At 54.0% G+C, this 21,175-nt stretch carries 20 protein-coding genes; 17 read left to right on the top strand and 3 right to left on the bottom strand.

Annotated features, from left to right (window positions below):
- Window positions 1–620 precede the first annotated feature (620 nt).
- The 3 genes from pheS to zapA all read left to right on the top strand — a co-directional run bounded on the left by pheS (window position 621) and on the right by zapA (window position 6,115).
- Window positions 621–1,655: a phenylalanine--tRNA ligase subunit alpha gene (gene pheS, locus CHH75_RS19200; protein ID WP_095266323.1), complete on the top strand. Its 1,035-nt coding sequence runs from the start codon at window positions 621–623 to the stop codon at window positions 1,653–1,655.
- 28 nt (window positions 1,656–1,683) lie between these two features.
- Window positions 1,684–4,134, top strand: a complete 2,451-nt coding sequence (pheT, locus tag CHH75_RS19195; protein WP_095266324.1) for a phenylalanine--tRNA ligase subunit beta — start codon at window positions 1,684–1,686, stop codon at window positions 4,132–4,134.
- A 202-nt stretch (window positions 4,135–4,336) separates the two neighbouring features.
- Window positions 4,337–6,115 (top strand): cell division protein ZapA, encoded by a 1,779-nt coding sequence (gene zapA / locus CHH75_RS19190; RefSeq protein WP_095398943.1) that lies wholly within the window; start codon window positions 4,337–4,339, stop codon window positions 6,113–6,115.
- Window positions 6,116–6,306: 191 nt separating this feature from the next.
- On the opposite strand, the gene CHH75_RS19185 is transcribed toward zapA, so the two are convergent.
- Both CHH75_RS19185 and CHH75_RS19180 read right to left on the bottom strand, forming a co-directional pair.
- Entirely contained in the window at window positions 6,307–6,693 is a 387-nt protein-coding gene (locus CHH75_RS19185) for a cupredoxin domain-containing protein (RefSeq protein WP_095266326.1), read from the bottom strand.
- A gap of 250 nt (window positions 6,694–6,943) precedes the next feature.
- The gene (locus CHH75_RS19180; protein ID WP_095266327.1) at window positions 6,944–7,306 is read right to left on the bottom strand and encodes a phage holin family protein; all 363 of its coding nucleotides are present in this window, start codon (window positions 7,304–7,306) and stop codon (window positions 6,944–6,946) included.
- 173 nt (window positions 7,307–7,479) lie between these two features.
- On the opposite strand from CHH75_RS19180, the gene CHH75_RS19175 reads away from it, so the two are divergent.
- The 4 genes from CHH75_RS19175 (at window position 7,480) to CHH75_RS19160 (ending at window position 12,522) form a co-directional block, all read left to right on the top strand.
- A complete protein-coding gene (locus tag CHH75_RS19175) occupies window positions 7,480–9,849 on the top strand; it encodes an endonuclease MutS2 (RefSeq protein ID WP_095266328.1) in 2,370 nt (789 codons plus the stop codon).
- A gap of 121 nt (window positions 9,850–9,970) precedes the next feature.
- Window positions 9,971–10,393: a DUF350 domain-containing protein gene (locus CHH75_RS19170; protein WP_095266329.1), complete on the top strand. Its 423-nt coding sequence runs from the start codon at window positions 9,971–9,973 to the stop codon at window positions 10,391–10,393.
- A gap of 213 nt (window positions 10,394–10,606) precedes the next feature.
- Window positions 10,607–11,161, top strand: coding sequence for a hypothetical protein (locus CHH75_RS19165; protein WP_095266420.1), 555 nt, complete (start codon window positions 10,607–10,609; stop codon window positions 11,159–11,161).
- Between the two features lie 158 nt (window positions 11,162–11,319).
- Window positions 11,320–12,522 carry an MFS transporter gene (locus tag CHH75_RS19160; RefSeq protein WP_095398942.1) on the top strand — a complete coding sequence of 401 codons (1,203 nt, stop codon included), beginning with the start codon at window positions 11,320–11,322 and terminating at the stop codon, window positions 12,520–12,522.
- A gap of 65 nt (window positions 12,523–12,587) precedes the next feature.
- Here the strand turns inward: CHH75_RS19160 and CHH75_RS19155 are convergent, their stop codons facing one another.
- Entirely contained in the window at window positions 12,588–13,829 is a 1,242-nt protein-coding gene (locus tag CHH75_RS19155; protein ID WP_095398941.1) for an NAD(P)/FAD-dependent oxidoreductase, read from the bottom strand.
- Window positions 13,830–13,944: 115 nt separating this feature from the next.
- Here CHH75_RS19155 and CHH75_RS19150 point away from each other — a divergent pair, with 115 nt between their 5' ends.
- The 10 genes from CHH75_RS19150 to modA all read left to right on the top strand — a co-directional run bounded on the left by CHH75_RS19150 (window position 13,945) and on the right by modA (window position 21,163).
- Window positions 13,945–14,187: a hypothetical protein gene (locus CHH75_RS19150; RefSeq protein ID WP_095266332.1), complete on the top strand. Its 243-nt coding sequence runs from the start codon at window positions 13,945–13,947 to the stop codon at window positions 14,185–14,187.
- Window positions 14,188–14,296: 109 nt separating this feature from the next.
- Entirely contained in the window at window positions 14,297–14,686 is a 390-nt protein-coding gene (locus CHH75_RS19145; RefSeq protein ID WP_095266333.1) for a spore coat protein, read from the top strand.
- A 182-nt stretch (window positions 14,687–14,868) separates the two neighbouring features.
- Window positions 14,869–15,369 (top strand): Lrp/AsnC family transcriptional regulator, encoded by a 501-nt coding sequence (locus tag CHH75_RS19140; RefSeq protein WP_095266334.1) that lies wholly within the window; start codon window positions 14,869–14,871, stop codon window positions 15,367–15,369.
- Window positions 15,370–15,495: 126 nt separating this feature from the next.
- Window positions 15,496–16,701, top strand: a complete 1,206-nt coding sequence (locus tag CHH75_RS19135; protein WP_095266335.1) for an aminotransferase class I/II-fold pyridoxal phosphate-dependent enzyme — start codon at window positions 15,496–15,498, stop codon at window positions 16,699–16,701.
- Between the two features lie 139 nt (window positions 16,702–16,840).
- Complete coding sequence (locus CHH75_RS19130) at window positions 16,841–17,101, top strand: aspartyl-phosphate phosphatase Spo0E family protein (protein WP_095266336.1); 261 nt, start codon at window positions 16,841–16,843, stop codon at window positions 17,099–17,101.
- A gap of 97 nt (window positions 17,102–17,198) precedes the next feature.
- Window positions 17,199–17,759, top strand: coding sequence for a cob(I)yrinic acid a,c-diamide adenosyltransferase (locus CHH75_RS19125; protein ID WP_095398940.1), 561 nt, complete (start codon window positions 17,199–17,201; stop codon window positions 17,757–17,759).
- A 3-nt stretch (window positions 17,760–17,762) separates the two neighbouring features.
- Window positions 17,763–18,800, top strand: a complete 1,038-nt coding sequence (locus CHH75_RS19120) for an RluA family pseudouridine synthase (protein WP_095398939.1) — start codon at window positions 17,763–17,765, stop codon at window positions 18,798–18,800.
- A gap of 91 nt (window positions 18,801–18,891) precedes the next feature.
- Window positions 18,892–19,257, top strand: coding sequence for an arsenate reductase family protein (locus CHH75_RS19115; RefSeq protein WP_095398938.1), 366 nt, complete (start codon window positions 18,892–18,894; stop codon window positions 19,255–19,257).
- Window positions 19,258–19,421: 164 nt separating this feature from the next.
- Complete coding sequence (locus tag CHH75_RS19110; protein WP_095266340.1) at window positions 19,422–20,312, top strand: 5'-3' exonuclease; 891 nt, start codon at window positions 19,422–19,424, stop codon at window positions 20,310–20,312.
- Window positions 20,313–20,377: 65 nt separating this feature from the next.
- Complete coding sequence (modA, locus tag CHH75_RS19105) at window positions 20,378–21,163, top strand: molybdate ABC transporter substrate-binding protein (RefSeq protein ID WP_255223076.1); 786 nt, start codon at window positions 20,378–20,380, stop codon at window positions 21,161–21,163.
- Window positions 21,164–21,175: the final 12 nt, after the last annotated feature.

Here is a 21,175-nt window from a genome sequence, read left to right as displayed (position 1 = left end):
GGATGAGGCTGTTGCCTAGGCGAGCATGGCGGGCGCTCTTTTTTGTCCTTCTGTCAGGATATGCGCTTGTCATGGAGGGCAATAATGAATATAATGAGACATGATGTTTATATCCAAATGCAATGATGGAGAAGAGTAAGCAGTGCTTCTGTACAGGGAGAAGATGCCATGGATTGAAAGTATCTTCACGGAATCAGGCTGCTGAAGTTCGCTCCGGAGCAGTCCCCTGAACACGGCCGGGCGCCGGTCAGTAGGGGGTAACGGGTCCGATTCGTTACGTCGGCAAAGTGAGCATGCGCATTGCTGCGAATCGCTTGGCGTCAGGCAGTAAGCCGTTCAGGCTGAAGCTGTATCAAGCGGAGGCTGAAGCCAGCCGTTCGTAAGGTGATGGGCGTGTGTGAATTAGGGTGGTACCACGGTCTTTTCGTCCCTTGCGGGAGAAAAGGCCTTTTTTGATATAGGCAAGCTTAGAAGGTTGGAAGGACCCGGCTTCCTTATATCACAACATAAATTCCGCTTCCGTGTGAGGGCGCGGTCTGTTTTCCGGGAAAGTGGTTCTGTCCTTGATGATGTTAACGAGCCGAAGCTTTACGAGTTTATGAAGGGGTGTGCAAACAGCTATGAAAGAGAAATTGGAAGCATTGAAGCAGGCGGCTTTGTCCGAGCTGCAAGGCGTTAGTGATCCGCAGCAGCTGAATGATCTGCGGGTGAAGTATCTTGGCAAAAAAGGGGCGCTTACCGAAATTTTACGCGGTATGGGCCAACTTAGCGCAGACGAGCGTCCGGTCATTGGACAAGTTGCCAACGATGTACGCGGAGCGATTGAACAGGTGATTACCGAGAAGCAGGAGGCGTTCCGCGCCAAGGAGACCGAGGAGAGACTTCGCGCCGAGAAGATTGATGTGACGCTGCCTGGGCGCAAATTAACCCAAGGAGCGATTCATCCGCTCAGCAAGGTTATCCAAGATATCGAGGATATTTTTATCGGCATGGGCTATCGCGTCGCGGAGGGCCCGGAGGTGGAGACTGACTATTTCAACTTCGAGGCGCTTAATCTGCCGAAGAACCATCCGGCCCGTGATATGCAGGATTCCTTCTATCTAACAGAGGATCTGCTGATGCGGACCCAGACTTCGCCGGTACAGGCGCGCACGATGCTGGCAATGGCCGGGGAAGCGCCAGTGAAAATCATTTGTCCAGGCCGTGTATTCCGCCGGGATGATGATGATGCGACTCACTCCTTCCAGTTCCACCAGATCGAAGGGCTGGTCATCGGTGAGAATATTCGCATGAGTGACCTGAAGGGAACGCTGCTGCAGTTCGTGCAGGAGATGTTTGGCGATAATACGCGCATCCGCCTGCGTCCGAGCTTCTTCCCGTTCACGGAGCCAAGTGCCGAGGTGGATGTGTCCTGCGTGAGATGCGGCGGCAGTGGCTGCAGGGTGTGCAAGCATACCGGATGGCTTGAAATTTTGGGCTGCGGGATGGTTCATCCGAAGGTGCTGGAGATGGGCGGATATGATCCGCAGAAGTATAGCGGCTTTGCTTTCGGCATGGGGGTTGAGCGCATCGCGATGCTTAAATACGGCGTGGATGACATTCGTCACTTCTTCAACAATGACATGTCATTCCTGAATCAGTTCGCACGGATCTAACTTTAACGACAAGGGAAGTGAGAAAACGATGAGAGTATCAACCGAGTGGTTATCGGATTATATATCGCTGGAGGGTGTGACGGCCGAGGAGCTGGCCAGCCGCATCACCTCCGCAGGGATCGAGATTGATATTATTGAGAATCGCAATCAAGGGGTCAGCAAGGTGGTCGTCGGATATGTCAAGAGCAAGGAGAAGCATCCGGACGCCGACAAGCTGAACGTATGCATCGTGGATGCCGGTCAAGAAGAGGACCTGCAGATCGTATGCGGAGCGAAAAATGTGGATGCCGGACAAAAGGTGCCGGTGGCGCTGGTGGGCGCCAAGCTGCCGGGCGGGCTCGACATCAAGAAAGCGAAGCTGCGCGGCGTGCTGTCCCAAGGCATGATCTGTTCTGCCAAAGAGCTGGGCATGAATGACAAGCTGCTTCCAAAGGAGCTTCAGGAAGGGATTCTTGTTCTTCCGGAGGATACGGAAATCGGTAGACCGATTGTTGAGGTGCTTGGGCTAAACGATCAGGTACTGGAGCTGGATCTGACGCCAAACCGTTCGGATTGCCTTAGCATGGTTGGCGCGGCGTATGAAGTGAGCGCTATTCTGGGACGGGAATTGACGCTGCCGCAGCCGGAGAAGAATCTGGAAGAAACCGGAAATCCGGCATCGGATCGCATCGCTGTCCGCATTGATGCCCCGGAGCAATGCAGCCATTATGCGGCCCGCTATATTGCCGGTGTGACCATTGGCCCATCTCCGCTGTGGATGCAGAACCGTCTGATGGCAGCTGGCATTCGTCCGATCAACAACATCGTGGATATCACAAACTATGTGATGCTGGAGTACGGACAGCCGCTGCATGCGTTTGACGCGGATCGGTTGACAGACGGCGCCATCCATGTTCGTCTTGCGGAAGCCGGCGAAAAGATGGTGACGCTCGATGGGCAGGAGCGCAGACTTGAGCCGCATATGCTGGTCATCGCCTCGGGCGGAAAGCCAGCCGCTCTAGCCGGTGTGATGGGCGGCCTCGATTCGGAGGTCACAGACGCTACGGTCAATATTTTCCTGGAGTCGGCGAAGTTCGATGGCGGGACGGTACGCAAAACTTCCCGCCAGCTCGGCCTGCGCTCGGAAGCCAGCTCCCGGTTCGAGAAGGAAGTGGATCCGGCGGCTGTCATTCCGGCACTGAACCGTGCGGCGGAGTTGATGGCTGAATATGCCGGAGGGGCTGTGCATCAGGGGATCGTAGAAGCCGGCGATGCGAAGGCTGAAGCGAAAGTGCTGAAGCTGTCGCTGGAGAAGCTGAATCGTTATCTGGGCACGCAATTGTCGCTGCTTGAGGTCAAAACGATCTTCAGCCGCCTGCATTTCCCGTGCGGTGACGCGGATACGGGCCTGCTGGACGTTGAAGTGCCAACCCGCCGCGGAGACATCCAGCTGGATGTGGATCTCATTGAAGAGGTTGCGCGTCTGTACGGCTATGACAACATTCCGACCACGGCGATTGAAGGGCCGACAACACCAGGCGCACTGACGAAGGCACAGGCGGTTCGCCGCTCGCTGCGCAAGCTGCTGACGCATGGCGGCTTCCAGGAGGTACTTGGCTACTCCTTCATTCATCCGCAGCAGGCTGAAGCTTTTACAGGACTTAACCCGGCTGCCAAGGCGGTTAAGCTGGCGATGCCGATGAGTGAGGATCGCGGCGTGCTGCGCACAAGCCTGCTGCCGCAGCTGCTGGATGTTGCGGTGTATAACAGCAACCGCAAACAGCCGGATCTGGCGCTGTTTGAAATCGGGAACTTGTTCCACACCGATGAGGACGTGCTGACTCGTCAGCCTGAGGAAAGCCCGGTTCTCGGACTGCTGCTGTCCGGGCGCAAAGGAACGAAGCAGTGGAACACACAGCCGGAGAAGGTCGATTTCTTTGATCTGAAGGGCGCGCTGGAGAGCATTCTCAGCTATCTGGGCATCGATGCCGATCAAGTCTCGTATGAAGCGAATCAGCCGAAGAGCTTCCATCCTGGACGCTCGGCCTCGGTATATGTCGGAACTGGCGAGCGCAAGCAGCTGCTCGGGATTCTGGGGCAAATTCATCCGACGATTCAGCAGGAGCTGGATCTGGAGGATACGTATGCTGCGGAAATTCGTCTTGAGCCGCTTTACGAGCTGGCGAACAGCCGTGTGCAATACCGCGAGCTGCCACGATTCCCGGGCATGGAGCGCGATTTGGCTATCGTGGTTGATGAAGCGATCGAAGCGGCTGCACTGATCCGTGTCATTCGCGAGCATGCGGGCGAACTGCTGCAAAACGTCAGAGTATTCGATGTGTTCACAGGAAGCAAGCTTGGCGAAGGGAAAAAGAGCGTTGCGATCTCGCTCACGTACCGCCATCAAGAGCGGACGCTGACGGATGAAGAAGTCGCAGCAGTGACGGAAAAAGCCGTTTTGGCGCTGGAGCAAACTTTTGGCGCGGAATTAAGAAAATAGCAGGAATTGTGAAAGCCCGCATCGAATCCATTTACGGTAAGAGATTCGATGCGGGCTATTTGTTCTTGCTTGATGATAGGATTCGACTGCCCCGACAACATGAAGGTTCGTCTGGACATCTTTTCTCATATATAATGATGAAAGAGGCATGACCACTGATAGACATCTTAGAATCTACTCACATTTGAAGGAGGGCACAACTGTGACTACACCGGACCGTTCTCGTGTAACTGTAGAGATATACGGAACTTCTTATAAACTTGTTGGCAACAGCGCGGAGTATACGAAGCAGGTTGCCAGTTATGTAGATGAGCGTATGCGCACCATTTCCAAGAACCATTCGCGCCTGGACACCCCGCGCATCGCTGTCCTTGCAGCGGTACATATGGCAGAGGAAGCGCTGCAGATGCAGCAGTACCGGGATGAAGCCAGACAGCTCACGGCCGAGCGTAACGAGCTGCGCTCCGAGCTTGCCAAAGTTCAGGGACTGCAGATTGAACAGCAGGAGCGGCATCGGCAGCAGAGTGAGCAAATGGAGCAGAAGCTGGCGGAGAAGACCGCGCTGGCCGAGCAATATCGTGCCGAGAATGAGAATTTGAGCGCAGAGGCTGAGCGGACGAAGGAGCTGCTTCAGAAGGAGTCCGAGCGGGTGCAGGCATTGTCGGAGGAGAAGCGGCAGCTTGAGGAGAAGCGGACAGGCGAGCTTGAGGAAATGGAACGGCGCCACAAGCAGGCACTGGAGGATCTAAAGCGCAATCATGCGCAGCAGCTGAAACAGCTGGCGGATGAGCACAAGCAAGCGCTGGACAAGCTGGAGAACAGCCGAAAGCAAGCATTGGCTCAAAGCGAGCAGCGGCATACGGAAGCAGCGCGGAAGATGGAGCAGCAGCTAGCTGAGCAGCGTAGTCAAGGCGAGCAGCTGAAGACTCGCTTATCTGCGGCGGAGAAGGATATGAATGCGATTCGCACCGACTCGGCCAAGCTGAAGGAGCAGCTTGCGAACGTAGAGCAAGAGGCGGATGGTCTGCGCAAGGAGCTGACCTCTGCCCGTGCGAAGGTCGAGGAACAGGCGCAGGAGTTGAATGAACGGAAAGCGGAAGAGGCCAAATCCGAGGAGGAGCGCCGCCGCTTGCAGAAGCTTGTCGTTGACGCCAACCAGACGAACCGCAAGCTGCAGGAAGAGGCCAAGTCGCTAAACTCCGAGCTGGAGTCATGGCGCAAGCTGGCCGAGCAGCGCAAGGAGGAAACCGGCGAACTCGAGATGCGAATCGTGGAGCTGATGGAAGCTAACGAGACGCTGGAAGAGAGCTTGACATCCTTGCAGCAGGAACTCTCAGCTTTGAAGGACGAGGCGGACAGGGCGGCAGCCAGCCGCATCCGTGCGCAGGATGAGCTGAAGCAGCTTCAGCTGAAATACGAAGAGCTGGAGCGTTTCGGCAAGGAGGCGGCGCTTCGGGAAGAGGAAACAGCCAAGCTGTATGCCATGCTGGAGGAAGAGTATGACACGGTCTCCAGCCAGCTGGAGGAGCTGCGCAAGAAGGCGGCAGTCAGCGAGCAGGCGGAGCAGGAACTAAGAGAGCGGCTGACCCGCTCGGAACAAGAGATGGCCAGCTGGCAGTCGAAGTACGATGAACTGGCTGCCGAGCGCAACGAGCTGCAGCAGGCTCAGCGTGCTTATGAGGAGGAGCTTCAGACATGGCAGCGCGAGATTGCCGCTTCCCGTCAGACCTGCGAGCGGCTGGAGGAGGAGAAGAATAGCGCCTCCGAACAATATGCCCAGCTTGGAGAGCAGTATGAGATGGTGATGCATCAGTATCGGATGATGCAGTCCGAACAAGAGATGCAGGCGGAGAAGAGTGAGAAGCTGGCCCAGGAGCATGCCAAACTGCAGGATGAATATGCGAAGCTGCAGGATGAATACGCCAAGCTTCAGGTGGAATACAACGAGTGGATTGAACTGATTGAGCAGGATCAGCATTAACATCCGGCTGCCGGCCTGTTCTCCATGCTTTCGCTGTCTAGGCGGGGCATGGGCGCGGCCAGTCTGTGGCATACATGCAATAAAAGAGCGGTCATTCATGGTCCAGACGGCCACGGATGATCGCTCTTTTACGAATAACGTTATACAGCAGCAATAGCTGCCTATGTCATCATTTCAGATGATGGTGCTGCTTATTCCTCAACGATGATCTTGGAGATCATCTGGCTATGTCCGGAACCGCACATGATGGAGCAGGAAACTTCAAATTCCCCGGTTTCCTCCGGAACGATAACTTTGGAGTTGTTGTTGCGGTCAAGCTGAAGGCCAAGGCCGGGAATCATAATGCCGTGGTTGCCCTCCTCGTTCTCATAAGAGATTTGGACAGGCACCCCCTTCTTCAAATGATACTCCTCCTGATCAAACTTGAAGTTGGAGCCTTTGATTACAAGCTCTGCTTCAGGAGCCACACCGGTCTCCATAATGCCGGAATCATTCTGGGCTTCATTTTGATTTCCGCCACAGGCTGCCAGTACAAGAAGAAGAGCACACGTCACCGCGAGTGCAATGCTTTTTTTCATATTAATCTCCCCTATATATAAAATAAATATGAATTTTCAAGCTTTATCATAGCCCAGATTGGAAAAGGATGCACATGTCTGATTTGAAAAATTGGTGAACGCTGCTTGTCCTGCTATGAGTGGACGGCGTAATCTTCAATGTGAGTAACCGCAAAAAAACAGCAAAGGCCGCCCCAAGCTCAAAGACCTTAAGGGCAGCCTTCCCTGTTTTACGCTGCACAAGCAGCTCATCCCCTGATCAAGCACCAGATCAGTCGTTGTTTCTGCTTTTACCGGCTTCAAACGGCGTCGAGACAGGGATGAACAGATCGATAATCCCGATCACGAGTGCTGCAAGAATGGCGCCTAATACAGACACACTTACGCCACCAACGACGAACTGGGCAATGTAGATAACAAGTGCACTGACCAGGAAGCCTACGATCCCGCGTCCGAAAGGCGTAACTTTTTTGCCGAAAATCCCCTCAATCGCCCAGCCGATCAGGGCAATGACAAGGGAGAGCAGCAAGGCGCTGCCAAATCCGCCTACCGAGAATTGGGGAACGATCCATCCCACAACCATAAGAACGAGCGCGGCTACGATAAATCGAACGACATGCCCGAGAAATTGCATGATTGTTTGCCTCCTTAGAATAGGAACTGGAGTGTTACGCAGAATTTATTTTGTTCCATCTTTGCTGTTGTTATGTATGGAAGGATTTATCCATAAGCTGAAGAACGGAAATAGCTTATTTGTCCGGCTTTCGTTATAATATAGGCATTGATTGAGAGGAGTAGTGAACTTCTTTGGATGACAAGATTTTGAAAACGCTGGAATATCGGAAGATTTTAAATACATTAACAGAATATACACAAACGTCGATGGGGCGTACGGCTGCTGAACAGTTGAAGCCTGTCGCACAGCTGGAAGAGGTGAAGCGCCTGCTGGCTGCGACCGATCAGGCTTACACTGTCGACCGGCTTAAAGGAACACCGTCCTTGAGCGGCATTACCGATGTGAGGGAAGCGCTGAAGCGGGCGAAGATCGGCGGGACGCTCGGCACGCATGAACTGCTGGCCACAGCCAATACGATTCATGGGTCGAGGCGGCTCAAGCGCTTTATCGCAGGGGTGCACGAGGATGAGCCGATCGAGATGCTGTATAACCTTAGCGAGCTGATCTCGGAGCAGAAGCCGCTGGAGGATGACATCAAGGCATGCATCGACGACACGGCCGAGGTGCTGGATTCCGCAAGCGCGGAGCTGGCCCAGATCAGACGGGAGCTGCGAAACGGCGAGGCCCGCATCCGGGAAAAGCTGGAGTCCATGATTCGTTCGCAATCGGTAGCGAAGATGCTCCAGGATCAGCTGATTACCATTCGCGGCGATCGCTTTGTTATCCCGGTTAAGGCGGAGTACCGCTCTTATTTTGGCGGGATCGTGCATGATCAGTCCGGCTCAGGCGCAACCCTGTTCATCGAGCCGGAATCGATTGTAGCGATGAACAACAAGCTGCGGGAGACGCGGATTCGGGAAGAGCGCGAAATTGAAGCGATTTTGCAGAAGCTGAGCGCCAAAGTCGGCGAGCAGGCCGACCTGATCGCGATGGATATCGACATCGTTGGACAGCTTGACTTTATTTTTGCCAAAGCGCGGATGGCCCATGTGATGAAAGCGGTGCTTCCGCGCATGAATGACAGAGGCTATCTGAAGCTGAGAAAAGGAAGGCACCCGCTGATTCCGAGAGAACAGGTCGTTCCGATTGACGTGGAGCTTGGCAATGACTTCACCTCCATCATCGTGACCGGCCCGAACACCGGGGGCAAGACGGTCACGCTGAAAACGATCGGCCTGCTGAATCTGATGGCGATGTCGGGTCTCTTCATTCCGGCGGAAGAGGGGAGCCAGATGTGCGTGTTCGATGCGATTTTTGCCGATATCGGCGATGAGCAGAGCATCGAGCAGAGCCTGAGTACCTTCTCAAGCCATATGACCAATATTATCCGGATATTAAACACGATGACTCCGAAAAGCCTGGTTCTTCTCGATGAAGTCGGCGCTGGCACAGACCCGGCAGAAGGATCGGCGCTTGCCATTGCGATCCTGGAACATATCCACCGCACCGGCTGCCGCATGGTCGCGACAACCCACTATTCCGAGCTGAAGGCCTACGCGTATGAGCGCAAAGGGGTTATCAATGCGAGCATGGAGTTTGATATCAACACCTTGAGCCCGACGTATCGACTGCTGGTCGGCGTTCCTGGCCGAAGCAACGCCTTTGCGATTGCAGAGCGGCTTGGTCTGCCGGGAACGATTCTCGACTTCGCCCGCGGCGAGGTGAAGGAAGAAGATCAGCGGGTGGAGCATATGATCGCTTCGCTGGAGGAGAATCGGCATTCTGCCGAAGTCGAGCGCGAGCGTGCGGAGCAGGTCCGCCAGGAGATGGAGGCGCTGCGGGCTCGCCATCAGCAGGAGCTGCAGAAGCTGGAGGAGCAGCGGGACAAACTGGTGGAGAAAGCTCGCACCGACGCCAAGAAGATCGTTGATAAGGCTCGGAGCGAAGCGGAAGACATCATTGCCGAGCTTCGCAAGCTTGCTCAGGAAGAAGGCGCAGCGGTGAAAGACCACAAGCTGATTGCCGCCCGCAAAAGGCTGGAAGATGCTGTGCCGGAGCAGCGCCGAAAGGCTGGCCACCAGACGGCAGGCAAGAAGCAGCGCAGCATTGAGGCCGGCGATGAGGTGAGAGTGCTCAGCCTGAATCAGAAGGGCCATGTCGTTGAGCTGGCTGGCTCGAAGGAAGCACTCGTGCAGCTTGGCATCATGAAAATGAAGGTGGCTCTGGACGATCTCGAGTTGCTGTCGGAGTCCGTTCCGGCTTCTAAGCAGGCGCCAAGACAGCAGGCGACGGTGCTCAAGCGGACAAGGGATGCGAGCATCCGCAATGAGCTTGATCTGCGCGGGGCGAATCTGGAAGAGGCGCTAATTGAGGTCGACCGGTTTATCGACGAGGCGTTCCTTGGTAATCTGGGCCAAATCTACATCATTCACGGCAAAGGAACCGGCATTCTCCGCTCCGGCATTCAGGAGTATTTGCGGAAGCACAAGCATGTCAAGAGCTACCGTCTCGGTAATTATGGAGAAGGCGGTGCCGGTGTGACGATCGCGGAGCTGAAATAGCGTTGTCGTTAACTAAGAATAAGAAACCAGCATCTCTTTCCGTGCGTATACAATAGAAGCACAATTCGGTGCGCCTTGAGCCTGAGCGGCGAGGTGCAGCTTGGGGAGGAACAAGAGAGCAATGACGGAAATGATCGATCAATTGCTGACACATCCGCTGGGTGTGCTGGTCGGCTTTTTCTCGGTGGCGATTTTGGCGCTTATCGTATATCTGTCCTGTTTTGAATGGGTGACAAAATACAACTGCTGGGATGAGATACGTAAAGGAAATGTAGCGGCTGCAATGGTCACCGGAGGCAAAATTTTTGCACTTTGCAACGTAATGCGATACAGTATTACAGCGAATACCTCGATTTACGGGATGATCAAGTGGTCCTTTTTCGGGTTTATACTGCTGCTGGTTGCCTATCTGCTGCTGGAGTTTTTAACACCGGTATTCTCGGTTGATGAGGAAATTTCGAAGGATAACCGTGCGGTGGGGCTGACGGTCATGCTGATTACCGTGTCGCTGTCCTACATTATCGGCTCCAGCATTTTGGGATGATCAGCAGGAACGCAAGCGGATGTTAACCGATTCATATTGATGGCTTCGGGGGGACGAAGAGGATGAAATATTTGCCGCGAATTCTGTTTGCGGTTGCCTTGATCTTTTTTGTATCAGGCATCGTGTATTTGATGAACCAATAGATAGGGAGTACAAGGGCCTGCTGCCTGAAGGATGGAAGGCCGTTTGAATATGGAAAGGAATGAAGAGCCTATGGAACCTACAGTATGCCCATGGTGCCAAACTGAAATTGTGTGGGATGAGGAGATAGGTCCAGAGGAGACTTGCCCTCATTGCGCCAATGAGCTGAAAGGGTACCGCACATTGAATATTGCACTGGGCACAGAAGAGGAAGAAGCGGAGCTGGATGAGGAAGTAGACATCTCGGATCGCGATGATGAGGAGGAGACAGCGTCCGGTTCGTTCTGGCCCCCGGAGACCGAATCATTGTCGTCGCTGCGCACGATTGACAAGTACGGTGATGATGTGGACCTATACGCGTTCGAGGAGTCGGTGGAGAAGCTGCTTGATGAGCAGGAAGAGGCGCCGGAATGCGTTCACTGCCGGGAGTACATGCTGCTGGCCGGAACCCAGCGGGTCGAGGAAGGATTCACACCGGCTACGCCAGCCCTCGTCAAAGGGCCGCTGCTGAAGCCGCCGTTTGATCTGCATGTATACATTTGTCCGGGATGCTTCCAGGTGCATACCAGCTTGGCCGAGGAAGACCGCTTGCGACTTATTCGAGGGCTTATCGATAACCAGAAGTAGCCTTCGTACCAATTAAGCCAATCCCCTTCGATTGACAGAGGGGGTTGGCTTTTTCTTATTTATTTTGGCATGAGATGGACAGGCTCCCGTTCATGAACTTGACGCCTTGGGGGTACAATAGCCAGGACTTCAAGTGTAGAGCCAAGGGAGGATCTGGAATGAGTCGAAACAAGGACCCTCAGTCTGTACTTCTGTTAACGGTGCATGCTTTGTTTATGTTATCCGGCGCATTGTCGGGCACATTCCTTAATGTGTATTTGTGGAAAAGCCGTCAGGATTACGCCATGCTTGGCTGGTTTACGATTGCGCAGCAGATTGCGCTCGGGATTACGTTCATAGCAGCCGGCAAATGGGTGAAGGAATACAATAAAATGAATGCGCTTCGCCTCGGCATAGGGGTGTCGGGGCTTTTTTATTTATGCGTGTTGTGGGCCGGGAATCAGGCGGTAGAATATATATGGCCGCTCGGGCTTCTTCTTGGTGTGTCGCTTGGTTTGTTCTGGCTCGCCTTTAACGTCGTCTATTTTGAGATATCGGAGGCAAGCAACCGGGACTGGTTCAACGGCTGGCTCGGCTTGCTTGGTTCTGTGACCGGCATTATCGGGCCTTGGGCTGCGGGTTTAATCATTACGATGATGCACGGGGAGCGGGGATACCGGTTTATATTTACCGTGTCGATGATCATATACGCGGCTACCGTGGTCCTCAGCTTCTTTCTCCGCAAGCGCCCGGTTCAGGGCGGCTACGACTGGCTCGAGGGCTATCGCAAGCTGAAGGAGAGCCGCATGTGGCGTCATGCCGTAGGGGGATTGATCTTTCAGGGGATTAGGGAAGGGGTATTTTCCTTCCTTATTTTTATCCTTGTCTATGTAGCGACAGACCAGGAAGCGAAGATCGGGCAGTTTGCCCTCATTACGTCCCTGGTATCGCTTGTCAGCTACTGGGTGGCCGGCAAGTGGTTCAAGCCGCACCGTCGAAGCGTCGGAATGCTGGTGGGGGCGGTTCTGCTGCTCATTGTGATCGTGCCGCTGCTGTGGAAGGTGAATTATGTGACGCTGCTCATTCTCGGAATTGGAACGTCGCTGTTTATTCCGTTGTTCATGCTGCCTGCCGTCTCGGTCAGCTTCGATCTGATGGGCGCCAACAGCGATAACGTTGAGAAAAGAGTGGAGCTTGTGGCGCTGAGGGAACTGAGTCTTATGACCGGGCGTATTGCGGGGCTGCTCATTTTTATAGGGGTGCTTGCTTTTCGCCGCGACCCGTCCACGATCACGTTGCTGATGCTTTTGCTGGGCGCCTCTCCCGTCGGGGCTTGGATGTTTATGCGCAAGCTTTTTTCCTGGAAGCAGCATGCTGCTTAGTCTGCCTACACGATTGTTCCAAAAACAACCTCCAGACTGGCGTCATAGCCGAGCTGGAGGTTGTTTCAGTTGGAGTGGGGGGCGGATGGGTGCGAAAACGAGCGCCAGAGATCGAACCAGGCCAGCTCCTCCCGCCGGTGTCCCGCCAGCGTATCCGCGATCAGCCTGGCAGCGATGTAGCTGTACACCATGCCGTTGCCTCCATACGCCTCGATAAAATAACTGTGCGGATATTCGGGATGAGGCCCTATGAGCGGCAGGCCGTCTACCGTATTGGCGAATACTCCGCCCCAGCTGCAAGCCGGACGGATGCTGCTCAGTTCAGGAAACAGCCGCGCCAGATCCTGAAGCAGCCGCTCGCTTCGCTCATGCAGCAGCTTGGCCGGACGATGCAATTCCCGGATGGGCTCATCGAGTCCCCCGGCGATAATGCGATTGTCCGGCGTCGTGCGAAAGTACAGATAAGGCCGATGGCTTTCCCAGATCAGAGCGCGCTCATGCCACCAGGACAGGTCCTGAACGGGCTCGGTCAGCAGCGCATACGTAAACACCCGCTCGGCAATAGCATCAGGCTTCCAGTCCTGCAGAGCATAGCCGGCTGCCCAAATGACATTTCGGGCCCGGACAGCGCCAGTCTCCGTGTACACAGTCACTTCTGTATCCGTATAGGCAACGCGGTTTACACCGCTTCTCTCGTATACTCGCAGCCCCTGAGAAGCAGCCTTTTCCAGCAAGCCCAGCCCAAGCCGGAACGGATTGACCTCGGCATCCCCGTGCGAGTATATGGCAGCCGACTTCGAGAAGGGAAAGGCGGATTTGATCTGCTGCCTGTCCCAATAGGAAACAGGGAATCCCTTCCGTTTCAGCAGATCGTATTCCTGACGGAGGGAGCCGGCCTCCTCCGGCGTGCTTGAGTAATACAGGGAGCTCCGCGGTATGAATTGGGCATCGACGGACAGCCCTTGAGCAATGCGTCCCAACTGAACAATAGCGTCGGTACACAATTCGTAAATTCGGGTCCCGCGTTCATCGCCGAACATCTGGATAATTTGGGTAAGCGAATCATCATTCATAAATTGAAGCAGCCCGGTATTGGCTCCGGTGCTTTGACTGCAGACGCGGCTTTTCTCCAGCAGCACCGTCTTGGCCCCTTGCTCGGTTAGCATATATGCGGCCAGCGCGCCGCTGATGCCGCCGCCAATGACGAGCACGTCACAATCCGTTCTCTCCTCCAGACGGGGGTAACGGGGAATATGGGCAGTGGAGTCCAGATATGTCCAGGGGGTAGTGCCGAAAGTAAGCTGCATTGCTAGAACCTCCCTTTGTGTATGCGGCTTACGTTAATATTACCCACGGGAACATAGATTTTGCGTGAGAAGGCATACTACGGGTGTGACTCTATATGGAAAGGGGATTAACAGCATGACGACTCAAAATCAAAATCAGATGTTGCCCTTGACGTCCAAGGAACTAGACTATATCGTTGACTGCATTTCCAACGAAAGCATGCTCGCCAAGCACGCGGCTGCAACCGCGGCCAGCGCTCAGGACAAGATGGTGCAGCAGGCCCTGATGGGATTCGTGCAGCGGCATGAGCAGCATTTGAACGAACTGGTGGGTGCGCTGGAAGCCCATAAAGGAATTGCCCCGGCTCAGCCGCAGTAAAGAGCTGGCTAGGGTGTGGTAAAGGTAAAGGCGGTTGGCATTCGTTTGCTTAACTCAAGCCGACTTGTCCTTGTTGACACATTTATGAAATAAGGAGGAACTATACAAGATGGCAACGCAGAACGAAGCTTCATTCTTGCCGCAGGAGGAATTGCTCAATTTCATTCTGGGAGAGCTGAAACGGACCGTTCGTGAATATACAACGGCTACAACCGAGGCGTCTTGTCCTACAGTAAGACAAATGTTCACGAACTTGACGATGGATACACTCAAACTGCAGGGCGAGATGTATCATCTGATCCAGCAGCAAAACCAATATTCTGCCTCCATTCCACATGCATTGAAAATGGACGTGGACAAGCAGCATCAGCAGGCACAGCAGACGGTTCAGAAGACCCGTGACCTGATCAGCCAGAAGTCAGCGGGAATCGGCACATTCGCACATACGCCAAACGTCGGTGAGCATCCGGCGAATGTCAGCCCGCCGACGTATATGTAACCGGACCTCTTGCGGGGACGGTAGTTCCCGCTACAAACCGATTTCCAGCGCGAAAAGCAATTACGCGGGAATCGGTTTTTTCTTTTGCACATCGGATGTGAGATATTGTAATATAGGTATTAATCTCTGTTTCGTGATCTGTTCATGGACGGTTTTCGTAATTTAGAGCTGGAGGAACGAATATGGAAGAGCTAAGCGAATTGAAGTTGAAGGTGCTTGACCTGTTGAAAGAGGATGCGAGAAGATCGCCGGCTCTATTGTCCACGCTGCTGGGTGTGGAGGAAGAAGAAGTGAAAACGGCGATTGCAGAGCTGGAGCGCGATCATGTTATCGTGAAGTACGCGACCGTAGTGAACTGGGGCAAGGTGGATGACGAGAAGGTGACTGCGCTGATCGAGGTGCAGATTACCCCTGAGCGCGGCAGAGGCTTTGAGGGCATTGCCGAGCGGATCTATCTGTTCCCGCAGGTGAAGTCGGTGTATCTCATGTCCGGCGCTTACGACCTGCTGGTTGAGGTGGAGGGGGCTAACCTGCGCGAGGTAGCCAATTTTGTATCGGAGAAGCTGTCGCCGATCGACTCCGTATTGTCGACCAAGACGCATTTTATTTTGAAGAAATATAAGCAGGACGGCATTATTTTCGAAGAACGTGAAGAAGACAATCGTCTTCTGATTTCTCCATAACATTGATATCGCAAGGGATTGCGAGCAGACTGACCGCGATTTACAGCGGAAATTTTTTTACGAGTATAGAGTGCCGTGGCTTTCGCTGTTACACATTCTATAGTCTGACAGAAGGAAGAGTGTGCCATGATTGTGAATGAAGAGCAGCTTTCAGAGAAGAACAGGAAATCGATGACTTCCTATTTGGCGCCGCAGGTTAGAGATATTCAGCCGTCGGGCATACGGAAATTTTTCGATCTCGTCAGCGGGAACAAGGATATCATTACACTTGGCGTCGGCGAGCCGGATTTTGTGACCCCGTGGCATGTCCGTGAGGCCTGTGTATATTCCCTTGAACGTGGCTTTACCGGCTACACTTCCAATGCAGGAATGCCGGAGCTGCGCGAGGCGATCGCTGAATACTTGAATGACAGCTTTCATGTCGAGTACAATCCGGCCAATCAGATTATTGTGACGGTCGGAGGCAGTGAAGCCATTGATTTGGCATTGCGGGCTTTGGTTGTACCGGGGGATGAGATTCTGATTCCAGAGCCCTGCTACATCTCCTATTCGCCGATTACATCCATTGGCGGCGGCGTGCCGGTAGGGATCGAGACCACGGCCGAGAACCAGTTTAAACTGACGGCTGAGGCGCTGGAAGCCAAAATCACGCCCAAATCCAAAGTGCTGATCCTCTGCTATCCCAGCAACCCGACAGGGGCGATCATGACCTACGAAGATTGGCTTCCGATTGTGGAAGTGGTCAAGAAGCATGATCTGATTGTGATCTCGGACGAAATTTATGCCGAGTTGACTTATGAGGGCAAGCATGTCAGCTTTGCCTCGATGCCGGGCATGATCGACCGGACCATTCTGGTCAGCGGATTTTCCAAGGCATTTGCGATGACGGGCTGGCGGATGGGCTATGTATGCGGACATCCGGAGCTGATCAATGCAATGCTGAAGATCCACCAGTATACGGTGATGTGCGCGCCGGCAATGGGCCAGGTTGCCGCCCTTGAGGCGCTTCGCAACGGCATGGGCGAGAAGGACCGGATGGTGGAATCCTACAACCAGCGCCGCAGATTGATCGTACAGGGACTGTGCGACATCGGGCTGGAATGCCATGAGCCGAACGGCGCGTTCTACGCGTTCCCGAGCATCAAGCGCACCGGATTGTCATCCGATGAGTTTGCCCAGCGGTTGCTGACCGAAGCGAAAGTGGCCGCGGTGCCGGGGTCCGCGTTCGGTATGGGCGGCGAAGGCTTCATTCGCTGTTCTTATGCGACGTCCATAACGCAGCTAAATGAAGCGCTGGATCGTATGGGCAATTTTGTAGCCAAACTGACCTAAGGGATGGCTCCTCAATGAATGCATAGAAATCAGATTGAGATTTTCCTTGAATTAACAAAATTTTCACTTTTCTTAACTGATTGATATGGTATAATTTTATTTTGGGAGCAGAATTTTACTTTCCAAGGAGGGGTCATCGATGTTATATGATTATGAATTGTCGAACTACCGTGGAGATTTTATGGCTGAGGACAACCAGCACGGTAAATGGTCAATTAAATCAGCAAAGTCTACTCCTCAGGAAATCACCTTGGAAGATGAAATTCACATGCTCCGGCAGAAGATGGAACAAATCTTTATGGAAGAGCAGTCCTTTACGTCAGATATTGTGATTGAGATCAGCAGTCTGCTTGACCTGAAAATCAACGAATATATGAAGACTTATCCGAAGAAGAAATAAGGATCGGGATAGAAGGAGACCTTCAGGGTCTCCTTTTTGGTATTCGCATTTGTTATGATATATTGAACATAAACTGAGGAAAACGGAGGTAGGAGCGATGAAGGTATACACGAAAACCGGGGATGCCGGGGAAACGTCGATCATCGGTGGCCGCGTCCCGAAGGACGATGCGCGTGTGGAAGCATACGGCACGATTGACGAGCTGAACAGCTTTGTAGGGCAGGCGGTGCATGCAGCCAAACAAAGCGGTTATAAGGAGATGGAAGAGCAGCTGCTTCTGATCCAGCACGAGCTGTTCGATAGCGGGTCTGACTTGTCCTATGCCAAAAAGGATGAGAGTCGCTACAAGGTGACGGCCGATATGGTGGAGCGGCTGGAGCAGTGGATTGATGAGCTGGAGCAAGGGAATCCGCCGCTGGAGCGGTTTATTCTGCCTGGCGGTAGTGCGTTGTCGTGCGCACTGCATGTATGCCGTACCGTATGCCGCCGTGCAGAGCGGCTGACGGTTACCCTCGCCCGTTCGGTGGATATCAATCCGGAGGTGCGAAGATATTTGAACAGATTGTCGGATTATTTCTTCGTTGCGGCTCGCGCGGCCAATGTAAAAGCAGGTGTGCCGGATGTAGAATATGTCCGAAGCGGAAAGGTGTTTCGATAAGAAATGGAAGACTATTATCCGCCGATTGCATACACAGTTCCTGACAAAGACGGCGGAATGCTGCTCAAGACCGTGCTGCAGCAGCGGATGGGGATTTCCCGGAAGCTGCTGTCAAGACTGAAGCTGACGGAGCAGGGCATTCAACTGAACGGCAAGCGGGTGTATATCAGCGAGAAGGTAAAGCCCGGGGATCTTGTGGAGATTCGGATGCAGCAGGAGGTATCCGATGATATTTTGCCGCAGCCGATGACGCTGGACATTCTATACGAGGATGATCATCTGCTTGTCGTGAACAAGGAGGCGGGGATCATCGTTCACCCGACCCACGGCCATTACACAGGCACGCTGGCGAACGGAATTGTACACTATTGGCAGTCCCGGGGCTGGAAATATCGGTTTCGTGCCATTCATCGGCTCGATCAGGAAACGTCGGGCGTTCTCGCTATTGCGAAAAATCCTTTTGTTCACCAGCATGTATCCGAGCAGATGATCGCCGGGACGGTCGACAAGCGCTATCTGGCGCTTGTTCACAACGCGCCCGATCCGGCCGTAGGGACGGTGGACGGACCGATCGACCGTGACCCTGAGGAGCTGCATCGAAGGATCATAACGGCCGATGGGTATCCTTCCCTGACGCGATACGAAGTGCGCGAGGAGTATGATGGGGCTTCGCTCGTGGCGCTCAAGCTTGAAACCGGACGGACTCATCAGATTCGCGTTCATATGACCAGCATCGGCTGCCCATTGATCGGGGATCGGATGTACCGGCATCCACTCTACAGCTCCCGGGGGATCGACGGCCCAGGGAAGGCGGACACTTCCCTGCAGGTTGAAGGTATGGACGATTCACGGGCGGAGGCTGCCTCGTCCCCGGCGCTGGCACGGGTTATGGCGCTTGATGAGAGCATAAGCAGACAGGCGCTGCATGCGGCGAGCCTGACGCTCGTTCATCCGATGACACGGGAGCAGATGACGTTCTCCGCTCCGATGCCGGAGGATATGGCGGCATTGCAGCAGCGCTTGCAGCAGAGGGTACGCTGACATGCTTGGAATCGGGAATGCGGACGTGGAAGGAACTCGCTAGGCCAACTTTCAAATTTTAATAACAAACATCAAGGAGAGTTGTTGAAATATGAGCAAATTGACAGTATATCAGTATCCGAAATGCGGCACTTGCCGCAATGCCGTGAAATGGCTGCAACAGCAAGGGCATGAGCTTGAGCTTGTTCACATTTTTGAACAGCCGCCGGGAGAGCATGAACTGGCAGACTTGATAACTAAAAGCGGCCTGGAGCTGAAGAAGTTTTTCAATACAAGCGGTGAGGTTTACAAGAAAATGCAGCTGAAGGACAAGCTTCCGGCAATGTCTGATCAAGAGAAAATCGCCCTTCTGGCTTCGAACGGAAGGCTGATCAAACGTCCGATCGTTACGGACGGTACCCGGGTGACGGTCGGCTTCAAGGCAGAGCAGTTCCAGGAGAGCTGGGGTGGACAGTAACGCGAAGCCTGACGAATATCGGGGCTGGCCAGTAGCAAGATGATGCCAATAGGTGGATATGTGATTCGGCCTGACATCTCGTCCCCAACGGACCGCAGGGATATGATATAATGGCAGGGAACTGCTAGATGGATCATGAAGAGAACAGTTAGGAGCGATTAAACTTGACACCGAACAAGCAGCCATCCTTGATGCTGGTCGACGGGATGGCTTTATTATTCAGGGCGTATTATGCCACGGCTGCGAGCGGGTACATTCGCCGCACCAAGTCGGGTGTGCCTACCAATGCCGTATATGGTTTTTTGCGATATTTATGGGACGCGATTGATACGTTCAAGCCGACGCATGTTGCATGCTGCTGGGATATGGGATCGAAGACCTTCCGGACAGAGCATTTTGCGGCTTACAAGGGCAACCGGATGGAAGCGCCGGATGACCTGATTCCCCAATTCTCCCTCGTCCGGGAGGTAACGGAATGCCTTGGCATTCCCAATCTGGGTGTGGAAGGTTACGAAGCGGACGATTGCATCGGAACGCTGGCCAGACGCTTCGGCGCCCAATCGCAGGTGATGGTGCTGACGGGGGATCATGATATGCTGCAGCTTGTCAACGAATCCACCTCCGTCATTATTATGAAGAAAGGCCATGGCAATTACATGGTCTATTCCCCGGAGACGCTCTATGCCGAGAAAGGCCTCCTGCCGCATCAAATTGTGGATATGAAGGGTTTGATGGGAGATACGAGCGATAACTATCCGGGTGTCCGCGGCATCGGGGAGAAGACGGCGCTGAAGCTGATTCAGCAATATCAGACCGTAGAAGGGATTTTGGCCAATCTCGATTCACTGGCTAAAGGGGTCCGCACCAAAATTGAGTCTGATCTCGATATGCTGCATCTGTCGAGATCTTTGGCCGAAATTTATTGCGAGGTTCCGCTGGAATGCGAGCTGGATTTGTGCCTGCTGGAAATTGACCACAGCCGGGCCCTGGCCAAGCTGGAGGAGCTGGAAATGAAGAGCCTGGCTCATATGTTCGGGGAAGCGACCGTTTCATGAGAACAGCGATAGCTTCACGGCTATACAGAAGCATGACACGATGTGGACTCTCCTGCCTGCTGGCTATGATGCTTATCATCTTGTCTGCCTGCGCTGAGGGTCAATCCGCAGCGCCTGCGACTTCTGGTGGCGAAAGCGGAGGAGCGGAGCCGCCTACCGAGTTGATCGTTTCCGCAGCTGCAAGCCTGAAGGAAACGCTGGAGGAAGCGGGCCGGAGGTTTGAGGCATCCCATCCTGGGGTGCGGCTGAGGTTCAACTTTGGCGGCTCTGGCGCGCTGGTTCAGCAGCTGGAGCAGGGAGCGCCGGCGGATCTGTTCATATCTGCCGCCAGGGAACCGATGGAGCGTCTGGTCCATAAAGGGGTTGTAGCTGAGCAGGATATCCGGGTACTGCTTCGTAATTCGCTTGTGCTAATTGAGCGGAAAGGCAGCGCGCACATCCGGCAGCTCGGCGATATAACCGGGGAACAGGTTCGTATTGTGGCAGTTGGCCAGCCGGAGACGGTGCCTGCCGGAAGTTATGCTCGGGAAGCGCTGGAGCATGTCGGTCTGTGGGAAGCGGTGGAGACCAAGGCGGTTTATGCCAAGGATGTTACGGCGGTGCTTACTTACGTGGAGTCGGGGAATGCGGATGCCGGATTTGTGTATGAGACCGATGCCCTGCAGTCCGATCAGGTGGAGACGGTGCTGCGTCTGGATCCGGAGCTGCACAGCCCGATAGAGTATCCTGCAGCTGTGCCGCTCATCGCTTCTCATCCGAAGGAAGCTGCGGAGCTGCTGGCATTTTTGAGCACGGATGAAGTGAAGGACATCTTTGAGCAGGCGGGTTTTGTTGTAATGGAGGGAATGTAGGTGTCATCATCG

The organism is Paenibacillus sp. 7541 (assembly GCF_002276395.1).
GTDB classification, from domain to species: domain Bacteria; phylum Bacillota; class Bacilli; order Paenibacillales; family Paenibacillaceae; genus Paenibacillus_AQ; species Paenibacillus_AQ campinasensis.
The sequence above is the reverse complement of the archived record's forward strand: the minus strand, read 5'-3'. Positions and strand labels throughout refer to the sequence as shown.

Coding starts and splice junctions, on each gene's coding strand:
- CHH75_RS19150 (WP_095266332.1), top strand. CDS start 13,945: ATGACGACTCAAAATCAAAATCAGATGTTGCCCTTGACGTCCAAGGAA.
- CHH75_RS19145 (WP_095266333.1), top strand. CDS start 14,297: ATGGCAACGCAGAACGAAGCTTCATTCTTGCCGCAGGAGGAATTGCTC.
- CHH75_RS19165 (WP_095266420.1), top strand. CDS start 10,607: ATGGAACCTACAGTATGCCCATGGTGCCAAACTGAAATTGTGTGGGAT.
- CHH75_RS19170 (WP_095266329.1), top strand. CDS start 9,971: ATGACGGAAATGATCGATCAATTGCTGACACATCCGCTGGGTGTGCTG.
- CHH75_RS19185 (WP_095266326.1), bottom strand. CDS start 6,693: ATGAAAAAAAGCATTGCACTCGCGGTGACGTGTGCTCTTCTTCTTGTA.
- pheT (WP_095266324.1), top strand. CDS start 1,684: ATGAGAGTATCAACCGAGTGGTTATCGGATTATATATCGCTGGAGGGT.
- CHH75_RS19120 (WP_095398939.1), top strand. CDS start 17,763: ATGGAAGACTATTATCCGCCGATTGCATACACAGTTCCTGACAAAGAC.
- CHH75_RS19135 (WP_095266335.1), top strand. CDS start 15,496: ATGATTGTGAATGAAGAGCAGCTTTCAGAGAAGAACAGGAAATCGATG.
- CHH75_RS19140 (WP_095266334.1), top strand. CDS start 14,869: ATGGAAGAGCTAAGCGAATTGAAGTTGAAGGTGCTTGACCTGTTGAAA.
- pheS (WP_095266323.1), top strand. CDS start 621: ATGAAAGAGAAATTGGAAGCATTGAAGCAGGCGGCTTTGTCCGAGCTG.
- CHH75_RS19180 (WP_095266327.1), bottom strand. CDS start 7,306: ATGCAATTTCTCGGGCATGTCGTTCGATTTATCGTAGCCGCGCTCGTT.
- CHH75_RS19155 (WP_095398941.1), bottom strand. CDS start 13,829: ATGCAGCTTACTTTCGGCACTACCCCCTGGACATATCTGGACTCCACT.
- CHH75_RS19130 (WP_095266336.1), top strand. CDS start 16,841: ATGTTATATGATTATGAATTGTCGAACTACCGTGGAGATTTTATGGCT.
- CHH75_RS19160 (WP_095398942.1), top strand. CDS start 11,320: ATGAGTCGAAACAAGGACCCTCAGTCTGTACTTCTGTTAACGGTGCAT.
- modA (WP_255223076.1), top strand. CDS start 20,378: ATGATGCTTATCATCTTGTCTGCCTGCGCTGAGGGTCAATCCGCAGCG.
- CHH75_RS19125 (WP_095398940.1), top strand. CDS start 17,199: ATGAAGGTATACACGAAAACCGGGGATGCCGGGGAAACGTCGATCATC.
- CHH75_RS19115 (WP_095398938.1), top strand. CDS start 18,892: ATGAGCAAATTGACAGTATATCAGTATCCGAAATGCGGCACTTGCCGC.